Genomic DNA, 17,623 nt, shown 5'->3' with positions numbered 1-17,623 from the left:
TGTGGTAGTCGGGCGCCGGCGCCGGTTCAAGGCTTGAAATCGGGAAACCGGCTCAGGACCGCGGCCTTCATGAACTTGAAATGGGCGATTTCGTTCGCCAGTTCCTTGAGGCGGCGCTGGCCGTTCAGGATCTCCTTGTCGAAGAGGTCCTGGTGATAGTTGTCGAGCGCCTCACGCTCGAGATATTCGTCGGTGCCGTTGCCCAACGTCACCGCCGCGCGGGCCAGCACGTCCTCGACCCGGCGGCTGAGGCCGGCCTGCTCGCTTTCCGCCGCCTCTAGGGCACCGTCGATCGCGGCCACGATCGAGGCGACCCGCTGGCGGTCGGTCTCGGCGTCGCGTTCCGGGGAGCGTGCCTTGAACCCCTCGCCGCCAAGCCTGGACTTGACGAGGTTTTGCGCGCGGGACTGCAAGAACAGCTGAAACATCTTGGGCGAATCCGATCCCGGTCTTCGTCAGTCGCAGACATCCCAAAGTCGCCCGGTCTTAGTTAAAGACTGGTAAATTCATCTCCCGGCCGGCCCGACGATCGGCCACCCACCTCAGCCATGCGACATCATGCTTGCCGTACAGTTCGAGCCACCGCCGTTCGGGGCCGGAGACCGGCAGGTCGGCGCCGGCGCCCTCGCCGTAAAGCGCCAGACTGGCTTCGAGCCGCTCGAACTCGGAGGTCTCCTCCGCCGTCAGGCCGAACAGAACCCGGCGACCATTGCCGTCTACGACGTAGCGCCGGGGTGAATTATTGGTCGGATCAGTCATAGCGTCACAACTCTCGGGCGATCCACAAGGCGGCCTGAACTTCGAGCATGCAACGAGGTTGCACGCCAGTCTAGAACGCGCGGCGCGGATGGCCAAAGGCACTCTTGGGTACCCCCTTCGAGGCATCCGGCGAATGATACGGCCAATGCGAGAGGTGTTGCGCGCGGCGCCTCTGCGAGCGCCAGGCCCGCGTTGCATATCCGGCGAGGTAGCCCGCGGCAAACATCGCCACAAGAATCAAGAGAGCAGTAGCCATTGCAGTCATCCAGGCAGTGGTGAAAGTTCGGCAATCGCATCTGACGAAGTTAGAATTCGAACTTGTGACCACATCATGATTCAGCGCGCCGAAAGAATGGTCATCGCCTGAATTTTTTGTGCAACCGAACGCTGCAAAAGTGATCAATGCGAACCATGCGCGTTCTACGAGAAATACCAGAGAATGAATCGCACGAACATCGAGCTCAGGAGATAGATCCATCCTATCATCGCAGCCACGGTCAGCGCGACGAACACGCCGGATACGCTGCGTTCCTTGAAGCGCAGGAGCAGCGACATCTTTTCCGGCTGAGTTTCCATTTCCATGCTCGACTGAATGGATTCGGATTCCGTACCAACCAAATTCGATGGTCTCGTGACGCAATTGCGCCGAACCTGGCCGTCGTCGATTGCATCCCGCATTTGTGAATCGATCTCCGCTCTGTCGCCGCGAAACTCGCTTGCGAGACCTACAAATTTTCCGGGACTGATCATCGCGCTGAGGACACAGCGTTCGGGCTTGCGCGGCAGGAGGCGGCGACCATCTCGCGGAGACGGCAGCGCGTCCACACGCCAGAATGCTTTGCATCGACGAGAATGCCCGGCGCAGACCGGGCGACCATCACAGAACAGCACCGCGGGCGCCGCGGACAGAGGGCGCCGACCGTCGCTTGGCCCGCTCGAACGCCTCCGGCAAGTCCATGCAAGGACGGGTAAATCCGGCTGCGGCCCGCATTCCACGGCGCAAATCTGTGCTACAGCTAGCCGGGGCAACCCCCAATTTCGCGGGCGAGAGGTGCAATGAAGGGGATAATTCTGGCAGGCGGAACCGGGTCACGGCTCTATCCCGTGACGACGGTGGTCTCGAAGCAGCTGCTGCCGGTCTTCGACAAGCCGATGATCTATTATCCCCTGTCGACGCTGATGCTCGCGGGCATCAAGGACATCCTGATCATCACCACGCCGGACGATCAGCATCTGTTCCGCCGGTTGCTCGGCGAAGGCAGCGAGTTCGGCCTCAACTTCTCCTACGCGGTGCAGGCGCAGCCGCGCGGCCTCGCCGACGCCTTCATCGTCGGGCGCGATTTCGTTGGCGATGACAGCGTCTCGCTGATCCTCGGCGACAATATCTTCTACGGCCACGGACTGGGCGACAAGCTGAAGAAGGCCGGCGACCGCGCCAAGGGCGCGACGATCTTCGGCTACACGGTCTCCTCGCCGCAGAGCTATGGCGTGGTCGAGCTCGATGCACGGGGCCGGCCGGTCTCCATCGAGGAAAAGCCGGCGGAGCCGAAATCCGACGTCGCGGTGACCGGGCTCTATTTCTACGACAACACGATCCTCGACATCGCGGCCTCGATCAGGCCTTCCGCCCGCGGCGAACTCGAGATCACCGACATCAACCGCATCTACCTGGAGCGCGGCGAGCTCTCGGTCGAGATGCTCCACCGCGGCTTCGCCTGGCTCGATACCGGCACGCATTCGTCGCTGGTCGAGGCCAGCCACTTCGTCCAAATCCTGGAGCAGCGGCAGGGCCTGCGGATCGCCTGCATCGAGGAAATCGCGCTGCGGATGGGCTACATCGGCCTCGACCAGTTCCACGCGCTGGCGCAGCGCACGGCAAAGAGCAGCTACGGTGAATACCTGCTCTCGGTCTATCACAGTTTCGCGAAGTCGCAGCGCTAGCCACCATGCTGGGCATCAGCCAGAGCCGATCAACGATCTTCGTAACGGGAGGCGCCGGTTTCATCGGGTCCGCCGTCATCCGGCACTTGCTCGACACGACCGACGTCTCGATCGTCAACATCGACAAGCTGACCTACGCGTCTAACCTGCATTCGATTCCGCAAGCAGCGGCACAATCGGAACGCTACAGGCTGAGCAAGACGGATATCTGCGACGGCGAGGCGCTGCGCGCGCTGTTCGCGCAATACCGGCCGCAGGGTGTGATTCACCTTGCCGCCGAAAGCCATGTCGACCGCTCGATCGACGGCCCCCAGGACTTCATCAGCACCAACATCAACGGCACCTTCATGCTGCTGCAGGAGGCGCTGCGCCACTGGCGCACGCTGTCCGCCGCGGAACGGAGCGCGTTCCGCCTGCTGCATGTCTCGACCGACGAGGTGTTCGGCTCGCTCGGCCCGGACGGCGCGTTCACGGAAACCAGCCCCTACGCGCCGAACTCGCCCTATTCCGCCAGCAAGGCGGCATCGGATCATCTGGTTCGCGCCTGGTGCGAAACCTATGAACTGCCCTGCCTGATCTCGAACTGCTCCAACAATTACGGCCCCTATCAGTTTCCCGAGAAGCTGATTCCGCACATGATCATCAAGGCGCTGGCCGAGGAGCCGCTGCCGGTCTATGGCGACGGCCAGAACATTCGCGACTGGCTCTATGTCGAAGACCATGCGCGTGCGCTGTACATGATTCTGACCCAGGGGCGGATCGGCCAGACCTATAACGTCGGCGGCCGCAACGAGCGCACCAATCTCGACGTGGTCGAGACCCTCTGCGCGCTGCTTGACCGCCTGCAACCGTCCAATCGCGGCGGCCGGCGGCGGTTGATCTCGTTCGTGACCGACCGCCCCGGCCACGATCGCCGCTATGCAATCGACGCCTCCAAGCTCGAACGCGAGCTTGGCTGGACCGCGATGGAGAATTTCGACAGCGGGCTGGAGAAGACCGTCCGCTGGTATCTCGCCAATGCGCCGTGGTGGCAATCGATCCGAACCGCCGGTTATGAAGCAGAACGGCTTGGACTGGGGCGTGCTCCCAAAGCATGATCCGGAAAGGTGCGAAGCGGTTTTCCGAAAAGATCATGCTCAAACAAAAGCTAAAGCGCGATGACGATCAGCCTGATCTCATCGCGCTTTAAAGCCGGCTGAAAGCTGGCCGGCCGCCAGGTTCCGATCCACCAGCAAGGCGTCAGGAAAGGCTTTGGCTTTGGCGGCGCGCACTGCCGGCCAAAGCCAGTCCCTTCTCATTGACCGCTGACGATTGTCGGCGCGGTACCGATGACCGAATTCGCGACCAGCCGGTTGTTGCCGAAGCTTTTCGTGGCGCCCGAGATTGCGGTGGTGTTGGAGTTGATTCCGGAATTGGACAAGGTGACCGATCCGCCCGCCAGGACGCCCGTCGGGTTGAACGAAACCACGGACGTGTCGATGTCGACGATCGCGCCGGGGTCGGTTTGGATGCCGCCCACGGTGTTGCCGGTGAACGTCGAGTTCGTGATCATGACGCGCCCTCCGCGACCGACCGCAAGGCCGTACTTGTTGTAGGACGACGCGACGTTGTCGAGCACAACCCCGATCGATCCACTGGCCGGCGCCACGACTATGCCGGCGCCCTCACTGTGGACGATACTGCTATTGCGGACATGCAGGAGAGCCGGACCGGCGCGATGGTCGTAGATCCCAGGTTGACCGGAAGGGTTCCCGGCACTTGTGATGTTTTCAAGATAGACCTGACTCGCGGCAACTATTTCGATCGTGCTGCCGAAAGTATAGCCGGAAAAGCCGGTGATACCGATGTTGCGAAGCCTTACGATTTGGGATGGCGCATTGATGATGAAGGAAGCTGCGCTGATGGCACCTCCCGCCACGCAGTTGATCGTGATCGACCTATCGATGACGACGTTGACATGATTGGCGATGATGTTGAAATTTGCCGCGTCCACACACTGTACGACGCCGCCACCAAAGTTCTGGGCTATGGCTCTCGGCAGGGTCGCGCAAGCCGTGCTCGGGGTGTAGCAGGTGTTGGCGTCGTTGCCCGAGCTCGACACATATGTATAGAGGGACTGCGCGTTTGCTTCCGGCGCCCATTGAACTGTCAGCAGCATTGCGGCGAGAACAATCGCAATCAGGTTAAGTAAACGATCCATGGTTTGGACTCCTGTCAAAAAACTCGGAGAGAAAATCGTAAGTGTCCGGCGATCGGCGATCTGGCGCCGGCCGCCGATCGTCGCTGACAATCATGGGCGTGGTGCACGTAGCGAAGCGTGCCGACGGCGCGCAGGAGGCTGAGAGGAACTTCCGCCGCCATGGAAGCCCAACTGCGCGGATCGGAATCGCGGAACCCAGGGTGACGCACGCCGTCGAGCCTGCTCGTCGAGGTTTTCTCTGACGCCCTGATTGCCGCGCGCCCTGCTGGAATGGCAGGCGCGGCAAAGGCGAAGCCAGGCGGGGCAAGTTCCACTTGCACATCGAGCACACTAATTGTGCGTATGAACGGGCTATCGTGTCGTGAGGCTAGCGCGGCAATTCAGGTGGGCGATTGAAGAGTGTGACGTCGTGATCACTCAATTCGCGTGGCTAATCGCCAACAAAAATGTCAACCGCTGTCGCTTATGTCAATCGCGAAACTAACATCGCCATGCGCCCGATCATCGAACTGGGCGCGCGCGCCAGCCTGAATCGGCAACGATCGACGGGATGCTGATCGGTGTCGTCGGCGACTTCGCGCAGGACGTCAATTCACGCCACGGCGATAACGTCCGCGCTCAGGCAGACCTGCGTCCTTGATATTACGGCCTTACAGATCGCGTCCAGTCATTGAGACCCGGTCTTGCATCGCAAATCTACACCCTGAAAAATGCGAACCAGACCACTCCAAGGATCAGGACGGCGAGGCTCGTCGAGGCCGTCAGAAGTGCGAGGACCGAGGGCCCTGGCTCGGCCTGGCGGGCTTCGGTCGGCGTTTCGGTAATCTGGCCGTGTCGTTCCGTTGCCATGAGGACCCTCTCTGCTTAAGTGCCTGTAATCCCGGGCGATTGCCCGCTCCCCTCAATCAGCCAACGCACGATCCTGAGCGATGTTCCGGCATCTCCCGCGGCCTTGGGGGATAACCTTGGCGCGTCGAACCGGCGCAGGCCGAAGCCACGGTTAACGCCGTTGCCAGATTCAGCGGGCCGTGTTGTTTCAAACCGGGGTTCCCGGTGTTATCCTTGACCATTCCGTCGGTTGCGTAATCGGAGTTTCCCATGGCCCCCCGCGCCAACTGGAAAGGCTTCTTGCGCCTTTCGCTCGTGACCTGCCCCGTCGCCCTGTACCCGGCGACCTCGGACACTGAGAAGGTCTCGTTCAACCAGATCAACCGCAAGACCGGCCACCGCATCAAATACGCCAAGGTCGACGCCGAGACCGGCGAGGAGGTGTCGTCCGACGACATCATGAAGGGCTACAAGGTCGACACCGACACCTATATCGAGGTCACCAAGGAAGAACTCGACGACATTGCGCTGGAATCCACCCGCACCATCGAGATCGACGAATTCGTGCCGCGGTCGGAAATCGACAGCCGCTATCTGATCCGTCCCTATTATCTCGTGCCCGACGGCAAGGTCGGCCATGACGCCTTCGCTGTCATCCGCGAGACCATCCGCAGCATGAACAAGGTCGCGATCGGCCGCGTGGTGCTGACCAACCGCGAGCACATCATCGCGCTCGAGCCGCTCGACAACGGGCTGATGGGCACGTTGCTGCGCTATCCCTATGAGGTGCGCAACGAGAAGGAATATTTCGAGGACATCCAGGATGTGAAGATCACCAAGGACATGCTGGATCTCGCCAAGCATATCGTCGAGCAGAAGTCGGCCGAGTTCGAGCCGGAGGATTTCGAGGATCGCTACGAGCAGGCGCTGATCGACCTGATCAACCAGAAGCGCAACGGCATCAAGGTGGCCAAGCCCGCCGCGAAAACCAGCGGCAACGTCATCAACCTGATGGACGCGCTGAAGAAGAGCCTCGCCAGCGAGAAGCAGGCCGCGCCGGCCAAAGCCGAAGCCAAGGCGGCGAAAGGCAAGAAACCGAAGAAGCGCGTCGACGGCCAGCGCGAGATGCTGCTGCCGATCTCGGGCAGCGGCAAGCGCGAGCCCAAGGAAGCCGCTAAGCCCGAGCCGAAGAAGGCCGAAAGGCCGGCGCGCGCGCAAGGCGCAGCCGCGCGAAAGAAGGCAGGCTGATCCGGACGATCGCCGCTGCCGGATGATCGCGATCGATGCCCTGGTCGACGCCCTTCGATGATCCGATTGCGCTCGGCCGCGGCAGCCTGGTGACGCTGCAACAGGCCGCCGACTACATCATGAAACTGCCGGAGGATGCCCAGCAGGAGACGCGCTGGCAGACCGCCGTCGAGCATCTCCTCAATGCCGCGGAACGCGGCGGTGGCTGGCTGATATTCGCGCGGATCGCAATGCTCCGCGCGCTGAACGGGGAGACCTGAGGCTTACTTCAGCGACGTAGAGACCGCTGCGAAGCGCGTGCTCAGGCTGGTGCCGATGCCGTTGGCGGCGGCGACGATGACGATGCTGATTCCGGCTCCGATAATGGCGTATTCGATGGCGGTCGCCCCGGCTTCATCGGAGAAAAATCTTGCCAGCAAGGATCGCATAGAAAGCTCCTGTCGACGCCCGCGGATATTCTCCCGCGCCGTAGAAATATGCCAGCAAAACTACGTTACATTGGTTGACGCTGCATTGATAGGGAGGATGAACGATCGCTTAAGGGTTGTATGGAATTTCACTGCTAGTTCTGCCTGCGTCGTTGCCCACCCGGCAAGGGTACCGGGCAACATTCCCCGTAAACGCATATCAGGACTACGCGATCCGGCCCGGGGGCCCGCTTTACCGGCTGCGCAAAATCCTGTTCCTTTATCGGACAGGCACCACAAGAGGCCGGAATGAACCGGCCACATTCGAAGGGAGTGACCCATGAAGCTCGGCACCGCAATCGCGGAAATCATGAAGCGCGAGGGCATCGAGATCCTCACGGGCTATCCGGTCAATCACCTGATCGAATATGCCGCCGCCGCCGACATCCGTCCGGTCATGGTGCGCCAGGAGCGCATCGGAGTGCACATGGCGGACGCGATCTCTCGCGTCACCTCGGGCGAGAAGATCGGCGCGTTCTGCATGCAGCACGGCCCCGGCGCCGAGAACGCGATGGGCGGCGTCGCTCAGTGCTACGGAGAGTCCGTGCCTGTCCTGGTGCTGCCGATGGGCTATGCGCGCCGGCTCGCCAACATCGACCCGAACTTCAATTCCAGCCAGGCGATGAAGGCGTTTTCGAAGTCATCCGAGCCGATTAACATCGCCGCCGAAGTCGGCAACATCTTCCGCCGGGCGTTCACCAAACTGAAGAACGGCCGCGGCGGGCCCGTGATCGTCGAGATCCCCGCCGACATGTGGAACGAGGAGGTGCCGGAGCCGCTGAACTATACGCCGGTGCTGCGCACCCGCTACGGCGCCGATCCCGTCCACATCAAGGAAGCCGCTGCGCTCCTCGTCAATGCAAAGCGCCCGGTGATCTATGCCGGCCAGGGTGTGCACTACGCAAAGGCCTGGCCGCAGCTCAAGCGCCTGGCCGAGCGGCTCGCGATTCCCGTCACCACAAGCCTCGGCGGCAAGTCGTCATTTCCCGAGACCCATCCGCTGTCGCTCGGCTCCGGCGGCCTCGCGGTGCCGCGCGCGGTGCCGAAGTTCCTCGGCGAAGCCGACGTGATCTTCGGCATCGGCTGCTCCTTCACCGAGACCTCGTTCGGCATCGCGATGCCGAAGGGCAAGACCATCATCCATTCGACGCTCGACCCGAACCACATCAACAAGGATGTCGAGGCCAAGATCGGCCTGGTCGGCGACGCCGGCCTCGTCCTCGACGCCCTGCTCGAGGAGATCGGCAAGACCGTGACCTCTGACCGCAATGCGGCCGCAGTCGCCGAGGAGATCGCGGCCTCGCACAAGGAGTGGCTGGCGAAATGGATGCCGAAGCTGACGCACAATGACGCGCCGCTCAATCCCTACCGCGTGCTGTGGGACCTGCAGCACACCGTCGACATCCACAACACCATCATCACCCACGACGCCGGCAGTCCGCGCGATCAGCTCTCGCCGTTCTGGAAATCGGTCGAGCCGCTATCCTATATCGGCTGGGGCAAGACCACGCAGCTCGGCTATGGCCTCGGGCTTGCGATGGGTGCCAAGCTGGCAAAGCCTGACAAGCTCTGCATCAATGTCTGGGGCGACGCCGCGATCGGCTTCACCGGCATGGATTTCGAGACCGCGGTGCGCGAGCGCATTCCGATCATGTCGATCCTGCTCAACAATTTCTCGATGGCGATCGAATTGAAGGTGATGCCGATCTCGACGGAGAAATACCGCTCCACCGACATCTCCGGCGACTACGCCGCGATGGCCCGTGCCTTCGGCGGCTACGGCGAGCGGGTGACCAAGCCGGAGGACATCATCCCCGCCATCAAACGCGGCATCCAGAAGACCAAGGAAGGCGTACCCGTGCTGCTGGAGTTCATCACCAGCAAGGAGACCGAGGTTTCCAGGCCGGGGACGTGAGGTTCATCGGGACCGCCCCCTCGCCCCGCTCTTGCGGGGCCGAGACGAGCGAAGCTCGCTCTTAGGGGTTGGGGTGAGGGGCTGTCTCCGCGATAATGGTGAGCGACGGACTCGCGGTGAGTCCCCCTCACCCCGATCGCATCTTACGATGCCATCCGACCTTTCCCCGAAAGCGGGGCGAGGTAAGAAGGCTCCCGTAGCCCGGCTTGTTCACGCCGCTTGATTTGACCACACCTGCGCAGGCAATCTCCCTCTGATCGAACCTCGGAGGGAGCGATGCCGCGCGTACTGGTGCTGGGGGCCGGCTTTGCTGGGCTGTGGGCCGCCCTCGCCGCCGCGCGCAAGCGCGAGGAGGTCGGCGTCCGCGCCGCGGACACCGAGATCCTCGTGGTCGATCGCAACGCCTATCACAACATCCGGGTGCGCAATTACGAGACCGATCTCAGCGACGTCGCGCTGCCGCTGGCCGGCCTGCTCGATCCCGTCGGCGTGAAACACATGGCGGCCGAGATCGAGGCAGTCGATACGGCCGCGCGACAGGTCACGGTGAGCACCGGCGCCGGCAAGCAAGCACTCGCCTACGACCGCCTGGTGCTGACGACCGGCAGCGAGCTGGTCCGTCCGGCCATTCCGGGCCTTGCCATCCATGGCTTCGATGTCGATACCTATGCGGCCGCGATCGAGCTCGACAGGCATCTCGCGGCGCTCGGCAAGCAGCCGCCATCGCCGGCGCGCACGACAGTGGTCGTGGTCGGCGCCGGCTTCACCGGCATCGAGGTCGCGACCGAGATGCCGGACAAGCTCGCGCGCGCCGGCATCACCGGTGACCGCCGCGTCATCCTGATCGATCACAATCCTGTCGTCGGCGCCACCTTCGGCGCGCACGGACGTCCCGTCATCAACGAGGCGCTCTCGGCGCTCGGCGTCGAGACCCGGCTCGGCGTCAGGGTAAGCGCCGTCGATGCCAGCAGCATCACGCTCGATACGGGCGATATCATTCCGACCAAGACCGTGGTCTGGTGCGCCGGGATGCGCGCCAGTCCCCTCGCCGCGGCCCTGCCGGTTCAGCGCGACAAGCTCGGCCGTCTCGCGGTCGATCACTTCATGCGCGCCGAGGGGCTCGTCGACATGTTCGCCGCAGGCGATGTCGCGGCCTGCCTGATCGACGGCACCCATCCGACCGTGATGTCCTGCCAGTTCGCGCGGCCAATGGGGCGCTTCGCCGGCCACAATGTCATGGCGGACCTCCACGGCGCAGCAATGCTGCCGCTCGACATCGACTGGTACGTCACGGTGCTCGATCTCGGCCCCTGGGGCGCTCTCTACACCACCGGCTGGGACCGCGAGGTGCACACCACCGGAGCGGCGGCGAAGGCGACCAAGCAGATCATCAACCGGCAGCGCATCTATCCGCCGCGCGACGGCGACCGCGCCGCGCTGCTCGCGGCGGCAGCCCCGACGATCCAGGCGGCGCCACCGACGAAGAAGTAATAATTCCTCGCAGCATCCGACAATCGCGCAGTCAGTGGTCGCGCAATCCCTCAGCCGTCATTGCGAGCGAAGCGAAGCAATCCATCTCTCGACTCGGGCAAAGATAGATTGCTTCGTCGCTTCGCTCCTCGCAATGACGGTGGTGAGGGTCTTGCCTTACTGCGACAGCTTCACGAAGTTCGGAAACTTCATGTCACCCTCGGCGATCGCCTTCGGCCAGACCGTGATCTGCTTGCCGTTCTGCCACTGGAACACGAGGCCGGTCACCGCGCCCGGGCCGGACTTGATGCCGTGGGTGAACTCGTCGTTCTTGCCGTAGAACTGGATCTTGCCGATGGTGCCCTCGAAGTCGGTCTTCTCGAGCTCGGCCACCATCTTGTCCGGCTCGGTCGAGCCGGCGCGCTGGATCGCCTCCGCGATGATGTAGACCTCGTCATAGGCGGTGTAGCCGGTATAGGCCGGCGGGGTGCCGAACTTGGCCTTGAAGGCGGCCGCGAACGGTTTTGTCTTGGAGGTCACCGCGACATCGGGGGTCGCCACCGCAAGCGAGGGCACGCCTTCGGCCGCGCCGTTGGTGTCGCCCCAGAACGACGGGCTCAGCGCCTGCGCGCTGATGCCAAACATCGGGATCGGCACCTGCTGGTTCTTCCACTGCACGGTCGGCTGCACGCCGACATGCGAGATCCCGGTGACGATCACGTCGGGCTTGGCGGCCTCGATCTTGTTGAAGATCGGCGTGAAGTCGGTCGTATCAGGCGAGAAGCGGATGTGCTCGACCACCTTCAGCCCGGCTTTCGGCAAGCAGGCCTCGTAGCCGACATCGAGCGGCTTGGTCCAGGCCGCATCCTCGCTCATGATCGCCGCCGACTTGAACTTCAGCTTGTCGGCAAGCAGCTCCTTGGCGGCATCGCAAACCAGCTGCGCCTGTGCGGCCGAGGTCAGATAGCCGTGGAACGTGTACTTGTTCTTCTCATAGTCGTTGTGCACCGCCTTGGTGATCTCGTTCGACGCGGCGCCCGGCGTGATCAAGGGCATCTTCAGCCGCGAGGCCCACGGCTCCAGCGCCAGCACCACCTCGCTGATATAGCTCGCGATCACAGCAGAGACCTTGTCCTCGCTGACCGCGCGCTGGAACGCGCGCACCGAGTCCGCCGACGACGACTTGTTGTCGTAGGTGACGATCTCGATCTTGCGGCCCATCACGCCGCCCTTGGCGTTGATCTCGTCGGCCGCGATCTGCGCGCCGCCCGGCGTCGCCGCGCCGGCGATCGACTGCACCTCGGCGATCACGCCGATCTTGATCGGATCCTTCGACTGCGCATAGGCCGGCGCCGCGAGGCACAGTGCGAGCGCCGAAGCCAAAAGGCTCGCGCGGGTGGCGGTTGCATAGCGTGACATCATGATCTCCCTTGTTTTGCTTTGTTGTTGATCTTCCAACGTCAGAGAAAGTCCTTGCCGGCCTCCGCGGCGAACCGGCCGGGATCGCCCTCCCAGACGATCCTGGCATGCTCCAGCACGTAGACGCGGTCGGCATGCGGCAGCGCGAAGGTCACATTCTGCTCGCCGAGCAGCACCGTGATCCTGGTGGTCTGGCGCAGCTTCTCCAGCGCCTTCGACAGCAGCTCGAGGATGACAGGCGCAAGTCCCAGCGTCGGCTCGTCGAGGATCAGGATCTGCGGCTGCATCATCAGCGCGCGGCCGATCGCCAGCATCTGCTGCTCGCCGCCGGACAGCGTCTGCGCCATCTGGCCTTGCCGCTCCTTCAGGATCGGGAACAGCTCGAACAGCCAGGCGAGCTGTTTTGCCCGGGCGCCGTCATCGAGATGCTGGCCGCCGAGGTCGAGATTTTCGCGCACCGTCATCTCGCCGAACAGCTCGCGGGATTCCGGGCACTGCACGAGGCCAGAGCGCGCGATCTTCGCCGGACCCGTGCCGCGCAGCTTCTCGCCGCCGCGGATGATCTCGCCGGTGTACGGCAGGAAGCCCGAGATGGTGTTGAACAGCGTGGTCTTGCCGGCGCCGTTCAGCCCGACGATGGAGACGAACTCGCCCTCATGGACGTGGATCGAGACGTTCTCCAGCGCCTGCGCCTTGCCGTAGTGCACGCTGACATTCTCGACCTGCAGCAGCGGCACCTTGTCCTTGAACGAGGTCTCGGGCCGCGCATGGGTCTCGATCGCGCCGCCGAGATAGACCCGCCGCACCGTCTCGTTCTTCATCACGTCCTCGGCGCGCCCGGTCGTGATCTCCTCGCCGAGATACATCGCGAGCACGCGGTCGACCAGCGCCGCGACGCTCTTGACGTTGTGATCGACCAGCATCACCGCGCGCCCCTCGTCGCGAAAACTGCGGATCAATGCGGAGAACGTGCCGACCTCGGCGCTGGTCAGGCCGGCGAAGGGCTCGTCGACCAGCACCACCTTTGGATCGCGCGCGATCGCCTTCGCCAGTTCGAGCCGGCGCAGATCGGCGAACGGCAATGTCGGCGGGCGGCGATCCATGACGGCGCCGAGGCCGACGCGCTCGGCGATCCATTTGGCGCGCTCGGTCAGCGCCTTGTCGGGGAACAGCATGAACAGGCTGTCGGGCAGGAGCGCGACCATGATGTTCTCCAGCACGGTCTGCCGGTTCAGCGGCCGCGAGTGCTGGAACACCATGCCAAAGCCCTTGCGCGCGATCTTGTGCGCGGGCAGGCCGGCGACGTTCTCGCCCTCGAACAGCACCTCGCCCGCGGTCGGGCGCTCGATGCCCATCACGCTCTTCATCGCGGTCGACTTGCCGGAGCCGTTCGGCCCGATCAGGCCGAGGATCTCGCCGGGATGCAGCTCGAAGGAGAGATTCTTCACGGCCGTGAGGCCGCCAAATCTCTTGGTGAGTCCGCGGACGCTGAGGGTTGCAGTGGTCACAGTCTGATCCATCAGGAGCGCGCCTCGCGTGACAGGGCCGCTCCGAGGAAACCGCCGGGGAAGAACAGGACGACGAGCAGCGCCACCGCCGAGACGATGAAGGTGGCAAGCTCGCCGGTCGGCCGCAGGAACTCGCCGGCGACGATCAGGAAGATCGCGCCCAGCGCAGCTCCCAGCACGGTGCGCCTTCCGCCGAGCACCGCGGAGACGATCACGTTGACCCCGACCGCGACGTCGACGACGGTGCCGACCGAGGCGGTGCCGAAGTAGAACACCAGCAGCGCGCCCGACAGCCCGGAGAAGAACGCGCTGACGATGAAGGCGGCGAGCTTGTGCTTGACGATATTGAAGCCGAGCGCGCCGGCCTGCACCGGGTCCTGCCCGCTCGCCTGCAGCACCAGGCCGACCGGCGATTGCGACAGGCCATAGAGGATCGCCGCGCTTGTTGTCATGAATCCGAGCGCGATCCAGTAGTTGGCGCCGGCATTGATGGTGATGACGTCGGGAATGGTCAGCCCGATCTCGCCGCCGGTGAGATCGGCGAACACCACGATGAAGTTCTGCAGCATCAGCACCGCGACCAAGGTGGTCAGGCCGAAATAAGGTCCCCTCACCCGCAGCGCCGGCAGCGCCAGCACGAAGCCGGCGACCACCGAGGCCAGCGCGCCGAGCAGGATGCACAGATAGACCGACCAGCCGAATTGGTTGTTGAGGATGCCGGCCGTGTAGGCACCGGTGCCGATCAGGAAGGTCGGCCCGAAATTGACCTCGCCGGCAAAGCCGAACAGCAGGTCCCAGGCCATCGCGAACACGCCGAAATAGAACGCGACGGTGAGCAGCCCGAGCACGTAGCCGGAGACGTAGAGCGGCAGCGTCGCGGCGATCACGACGCATGCCGCCGAGATAAAGAACAGGCGCGAGGTAAAGAAATTGGCCATCTCAGCGCCTCCCCAAGAGGCCCTGGGGCCGGATGTACATCACGAACACAAGCAGCAGCAGCGCCGGAATGGTGCGGTAGGCCGGCGAGATCAGATAGGCCGTCAGCGTCTCGAGATAGCCGACGACGAACGCTGCGATCAGCGAGCCGGACACGCTGCCGAGGCCCCCGAGCACCACGATCGAGAACGCGCTCGCAGTCAGCGGCCCGACGCTGTAGGAGCTGACGCCGAGGAACATGCCGAGCAGCACGCCGGCGATGCCGGCCAGGATGCCGTAGATCGCCCACACCACGATGTAGATCTGGGTGAGCTCGAGCCCGAGCAGCGTGACGCCGCGCGGGTTCATCGAAGCTGCCAGCACCGCCTTGCCGGTCCGGGTGCGGTTCACCAGCAGCCACAGCAGGCCGATCACGAGGCAGCAGACGATGGCGGTGAAGATCTCGTTGCGCGGCGTGCGCACGCCGAAAATCGTGACCACGCCCTCGATGATCGGCAGCACCGTCTTGGCGTTGTTGGTGAAGAAATAGGCGATCAGCTCCTGGATCATGATCCCCCACAACAGCGTGCCGGTAAGGACGAAGATCTCCTTCTCCTCATTGGGGATGCGCCGGGAATTCTGGATCGGCTTGACCACCGCGAAATAGGTCGCGAACGCCACCACCAGCGCGACGCCGACGCCCACCAGCGCGCCGGTATAGGTGTCGAGGTGCAGCACGCTGGCCGCGGCCCAGGCCGCGACCGCCGCCGCCACCATGATGGCACCGTGGGAGAGATTGAGCACGCCGGAGACACCGAAGATCAAGGTGAAGCCGGTGGCGCCGAGGGCATAGAGGGCACTGATGGCGAAGCCATCGATCAGGATTTGTAACGCAAGCATCTCGGATTGCCGCGGCAGCAGGGCTGCCTGTTTTTGGAGAACGCGTGGTTGTGGCGCACGCGGGGCTGCAGACGAATGCTCCCGGCGAATACCGGGAGCACGTTGGTCACCGATCAGTTCGTCGCCTTGACGAAGCTCGGGAACTTGAGCTCGCTCCTGGCGACCTCCTTGGGCCAGACCGCGACCTGCTTGCCGCCCTGCCACTGCAGCATCAGCCCGGTGATCAGACCCTTGCCGTACTTGATCGAGTGGGTGAACGGATCGTCCTTGCCGTAGAACTGGACGCGCCCGATGGTGCCTTCCCAATCGGTCTGCTCCAGCGCCGCGACCATCTTGTCGGCCTCGACCGAGCCGGCCCGCTTCACCGCGTCGGCGATGTAGTAGACCTCGTCATAGGCGGTGTAACCGGCATAGGACGGATAGTTGCCGAAGCGCTTCTTGAAGGCCTCCGCGAACGGCACCGACTTCGGCGTCACCGCGACGTTCGGCCCCGACACGCCCTGATACAGCACGCCCTCGGCGGCGTCGTTGGTATCCTTGCCGAAGGTCTCGTTGGTGGCCTGCGAGGAGATGCCGAACATCGGGATCGGCACCTGCTGGTTCTTCCACTGCACCGTCGGTTGCACGCCGACATGCGAGATGCCGGTGATGATGACGTCGGGCTTGGCCGTCTCGATCTTGTTGAAGATCGGCGTGAAATCGGTGGTGTCGGGCGAGAAGCGGATGTGGTCGACGACCTTGAGCCCAATCTTCGGCAGGCATTCCTCGTAGCCGACGTCGAGCGGCTTGGTCCAGGCGGCGTCCTCGCTCATGATGACCGCAGTCTTCATGTGCTTCTGATCGACCAGGAGATCCTTGGCGGAATCGCACACCGACAGCGCCAGCGCAGCCGAGGTCAGGTAGCCGTGGAAGGTGTACTTGTTCTTCTCGTAGTCGGCGTGAACGCTCTTGCTGATCTCGTTGGAGGCGGCGCCCGGCGTCACGAACGGCGTCTTCAGCCGCGAGGCCCACGGCTCCAACGCCAGCACCACCTCGCTGATGTAGCTCGAGATGACGGCGTTGACCTTGTCCTCATTCACCGCGCGCTGGAACGCGCGCACCGAGTCCGCCGAGGAGGAGTGGTTGTCGTAGGTGACGATCTCGATCTTGCGGCCGTCGATGCCGCCCTTGGCGTTGATCTCGTCGGCCGCAAGCTGCGCCGCCTGCGGGATCGACGCGCCGGCGATCGCCTGCGCTTCGGCGATGACGCCGATCTTGAGTGTATCCGCGGCCAGCGCACCACTCGGAGCTGCGGCCACGAGGCCCAGTGCGGCTACTCCCGCCAGTTGTTGCAACGCATGAAACGTTCGTCGGGATGTTTTTCTCATTCTGTTTCGCTCCTCTTTTTCTTCGGCCGCTTCGGGCTCTCTCCTTGGGCCCATTGGGGCCTCTGTTGGGGCGCGACTATAGCTGCGACAACATGCGCAGCAAGTGAAACTGCGCGCAGATCGCCATGCGTTGATGACAACTAAAGTAGTGGGTCGGCGCTCACGGATTGATCAAGGAGTAGGCAGCACCGGACATATCGCGCGGCCCCCTTGGCACGCCCCGGAATGACGCGAGTGATGTCTGTGTGACTGCCCGACGGGCAACTCACCCAAACCGGTCAATACCCCGATGCAAAAATATTTCGCTTTTTCGGAACAGCAACTCGGTGTATGGTTTGCCCGTCTCACCCGATCGAGGGGCGCTGCGCATCGTCATTAGCGTCGGGTCGAGATGCGGTGGACGCCGCGCGTGTCAGTGACGACAGCACGCGAGGCGGACGGCGAAATCGTGCAGGCCGGACGCCCTGGTGGCAGGTGTCCTCTCGCTCGATGCAATTGCGTCTTGCGAGGGCGGTGACAACAAAGCCCAGTCTCGCCGGGGTAAGCACGTATAAGCCGTAACCCATCGCGCAGGGAAAGCCGGGTTGTTTCCGGTTACACCTGTGGTCCTACCCCCGAGCTTTCTACCCATTGCTCGGGGCCCATGGGTGCGATCGGCACCCGGCTTTCCCTGCGCCCTCTGTTCG

Annotated in this window: 16 protein-coding genes; 6 read left to right on the top strand and 10 right to left on the bottom strand. The window is 63.5% G+C overall.

What is annotated here, in order from left to right:
- Positions 1 to 26: 26 nt before the first annotated feature.
- From J6500_RS27020 to J6500_RS27010, 3 genes are all read right to left on the bottom strand, one after another.
- Complete coding sequence (locus tag J6500_RS27020; protein ID WP_225715744.1) at positions 27 to 428, bottom strand: hypothetical protein; 402 nt, start codon at positions 426 to 428, stop codon at positions 27 to 29.
- Between the two features lie 58 nt (positions 429 to 486).
- The gene (locus tag J6500_RS27015) at positions 487 to 759 is read right to left on the bottom strand and encodes a hypothetical protein (RefSeq protein WP_225715743.1); all 273 of its coding nucleotides are present in this window, start codon (positions 757 to 759) and stop codon (positions 487 to 489) included.
- Positions 760 to 1,179: 420 nt separating this feature from the next.
- On the bottom strand, positions 1,180 to 1,584 hold the full coding sequence (locus J6500_RS27010) for a hypothetical protein (protein WP_225715742.1): 405 nt from the start codon (positions 1,582 to 1,584) through the stop codon (positions 1,180 to 1,182).
- 231 nt (positions 1,585 to 1,815) lie between these two features.
- On the opposite strand from J6500_RS27010, the gene rfbA reads away from it, so the two are divergent.
- Positions 1,816 to 2,700 carry a glucose-1-phosphate thymidylyltransferase RfbA gene (gene rfbA, locus J6500_RS27005; RefSeq protein WP_225715741.1) on the top strand — a complete coding sequence of 295 codons (885 nt, stop codon included), beginning with the start codon at positions 1,816 to 1,818 and terminating at the stop codon, positions 2,698 to 2,700.
- A 5-nt stretch (positions 2,701 to 2,705) separates the two neighbouring features.
- Complete coding sequence (gene rfbB / locus J6500_RS27000) at positions 2,706 to 3,797, top strand: dTDP-glucose 4,6-dehydratase (RefSeq protein ID WP_225715740.1); 1,092 nt, start codon at positions 2,706 to 2,708, stop codon at positions 3,795 to 3,797.
- A 197-nt stretch (positions 3,798 to 3,994) separates the two neighbouring features.
- On the opposite strand, the gene J6500_RS26995 is transcribed toward rfbB, so the two are convergent.
- A complete protein-coding gene (locus J6500_RS26995; protein ID WP_225715739.1) occupies positions 3,995 to 4,900 on the bottom strand; it encodes a right-handed parallel beta-helix repeat-containing protein in 906 nt (301 codons plus the stop codon).
- A 1,098-nt stretch (positions 4,901 to 5,998) separates the two neighbouring features.
- Here J6500_RS26995 and ku point away from each other — a divergent pair.
- Entirely contained in the window at positions 5,999 to 6,976 is a 978-nt protein-coding gene (gene ku / locus J6500_RS26990; protein WP_225715738.1) for a non-homologous end joining protein Ku, read from the top strand.
- A gap of 35 nt (positions 6,977 to 7,011) precedes the next feature.
- A complete protein-coding gene (locus tag J6500_RS26985) occupies positions 7,012 to 7,236 on the top strand; it encodes a hypothetical protein (RefSeq protein ID WP_225715737.1) in 225 nt (74 codons plus the stop codon).
- A 3-nt stretch (positions 7,237 to 7,239) separates the two neighbouring features.
- Here the strand turns inward: J6500_RS26985 and J6500_RS26980 are convergent, their stop codons facing one another.
- Positions 7,240 to 7,404, bottom strand: a complete 165-nt coding sequence (locus J6500_RS26980) for a Flp family type IVb pilin (RefSeq protein ID WP_211981083.1) — start codon at positions 7,402 to 7,404, stop codon at positions 7,240 to 7,242.
- A 319-nt stretch (positions 7,405 to 7,723) separates the two neighbouring features.
- On the opposite strand from J6500_RS26980, the gene J6500_RS26975 reads away from it, so the two are divergent.
- Together J6500_RS26975 and J6500_RS26970 are read left to right on the top strand one after the other, a co-directional pair.
- Positions 7,724 to 9,358, top strand: a complete 1,635-nt coding sequence (locus J6500_RS26975) for a thiamine pyrophosphate-requiring protein (RefSeq protein WP_225715736.1) — start codon at positions 7,724 to 7,726, stop codon at positions 9,356 to 9,358.
- Positions 9,359 to 9,634: 276 nt separating this feature from the next.
- Complete coding sequence (locus tag J6500_RS26970; RefSeq protein WP_225715735.1) at positions 9,635 to 10,849, top strand: NAD(P)/FAD-dependent oxidoreductase; 1,215 nt, start codon at positions 9,635 to 9,637, stop codon at positions 10,847 to 10,849.
- A gap of 156 nt (positions 10,850 to 11,005) precedes the next feature.
- Here the strand turns inward: J6500_RS26970 and J6500_RS26965 are convergent, their stop codons facing one another.
- From J6500_RS26965 to J6500_RS26945, 5 genes are all read right to left on the bottom strand, one after another.
- Positions 11,006 to 12,250 carry an ABC transporter substrate-binding protein gene (locus J6500_RS26965; RefSeq protein WP_225715734.1) on the bottom strand — a complete coding sequence of 415 codons (1,245 nt, stop codon included), beginning with the start codon at positions 12,248 to 12,250 and terminating at the stop codon, positions 11,006 to 11,008.
- Between the two features lie 38 nt (positions 12,251 to 12,288).
- Entirely contained in the window at positions 12,289 to 13,767 is a 1,479-nt protein-coding gene (locus J6500_RS26960) for an ATP-binding cassette domain-containing protein (protein ID WP_225715733.1), read from the bottom strand.
- The gene (locus J6500_RS26955; RefSeq protein ID WP_225715732.1) at positions 13,767 to 14,693 is read right to left on the bottom strand and encodes a branched-chain amino acid ABC transporter permease; all 927 of its coding nucleotides are present in this window, start codon (positions 14,691 to 14,693) and stop codon (positions 13,767 to 13,769) included. Before J6500_RS26955 ends, J6500_RS26960 begins: the two co-directional genes overlap by 1 nt.
- A 1-nt stretch (position 14,694) precedes the next feature.
- Positions 14,695 to 15,570: a branched-chain amino acid ABC transporter permease gene (locus J6500_RS26950; protein WP_225715731.1), complete on the bottom strand. Its 876-nt coding sequence runs from the start codon at positions 15,568 to 15,570 to the stop codon at positions 14,695 to 14,697.
- Positions 15,571 to 15,683: 113 nt separating this feature from the next.
- Positions 15,684 to 16,937: an ABC transporter substrate-binding protein gene (locus tag J6500_RS26945; RefSeq protein ID WP_225715730.1), complete on the bottom strand. Its 1,254-nt coding sequence runs from the start codon at positions 16,935 to 16,937 to the stop codon at positions 15,684 to 15,686.
- Positions 16,938 to 17,623: the final 686 nt, after the last annotated feature.

This window comes from Bradyrhizobium semiaridum (assembly GCF_020329505.1).
In the GTDB taxonomy this organism is placed as follows: Bacteria; Pseudomonadota; Alphaproteobacteria; order Rhizobiales; family Xanthobacteraceae; genus Bradyrhizobium; species Bradyrhizobium semiaridum.
This window is presented reverse-complemented; position numbering and strand designations above follow the sequence as displayed.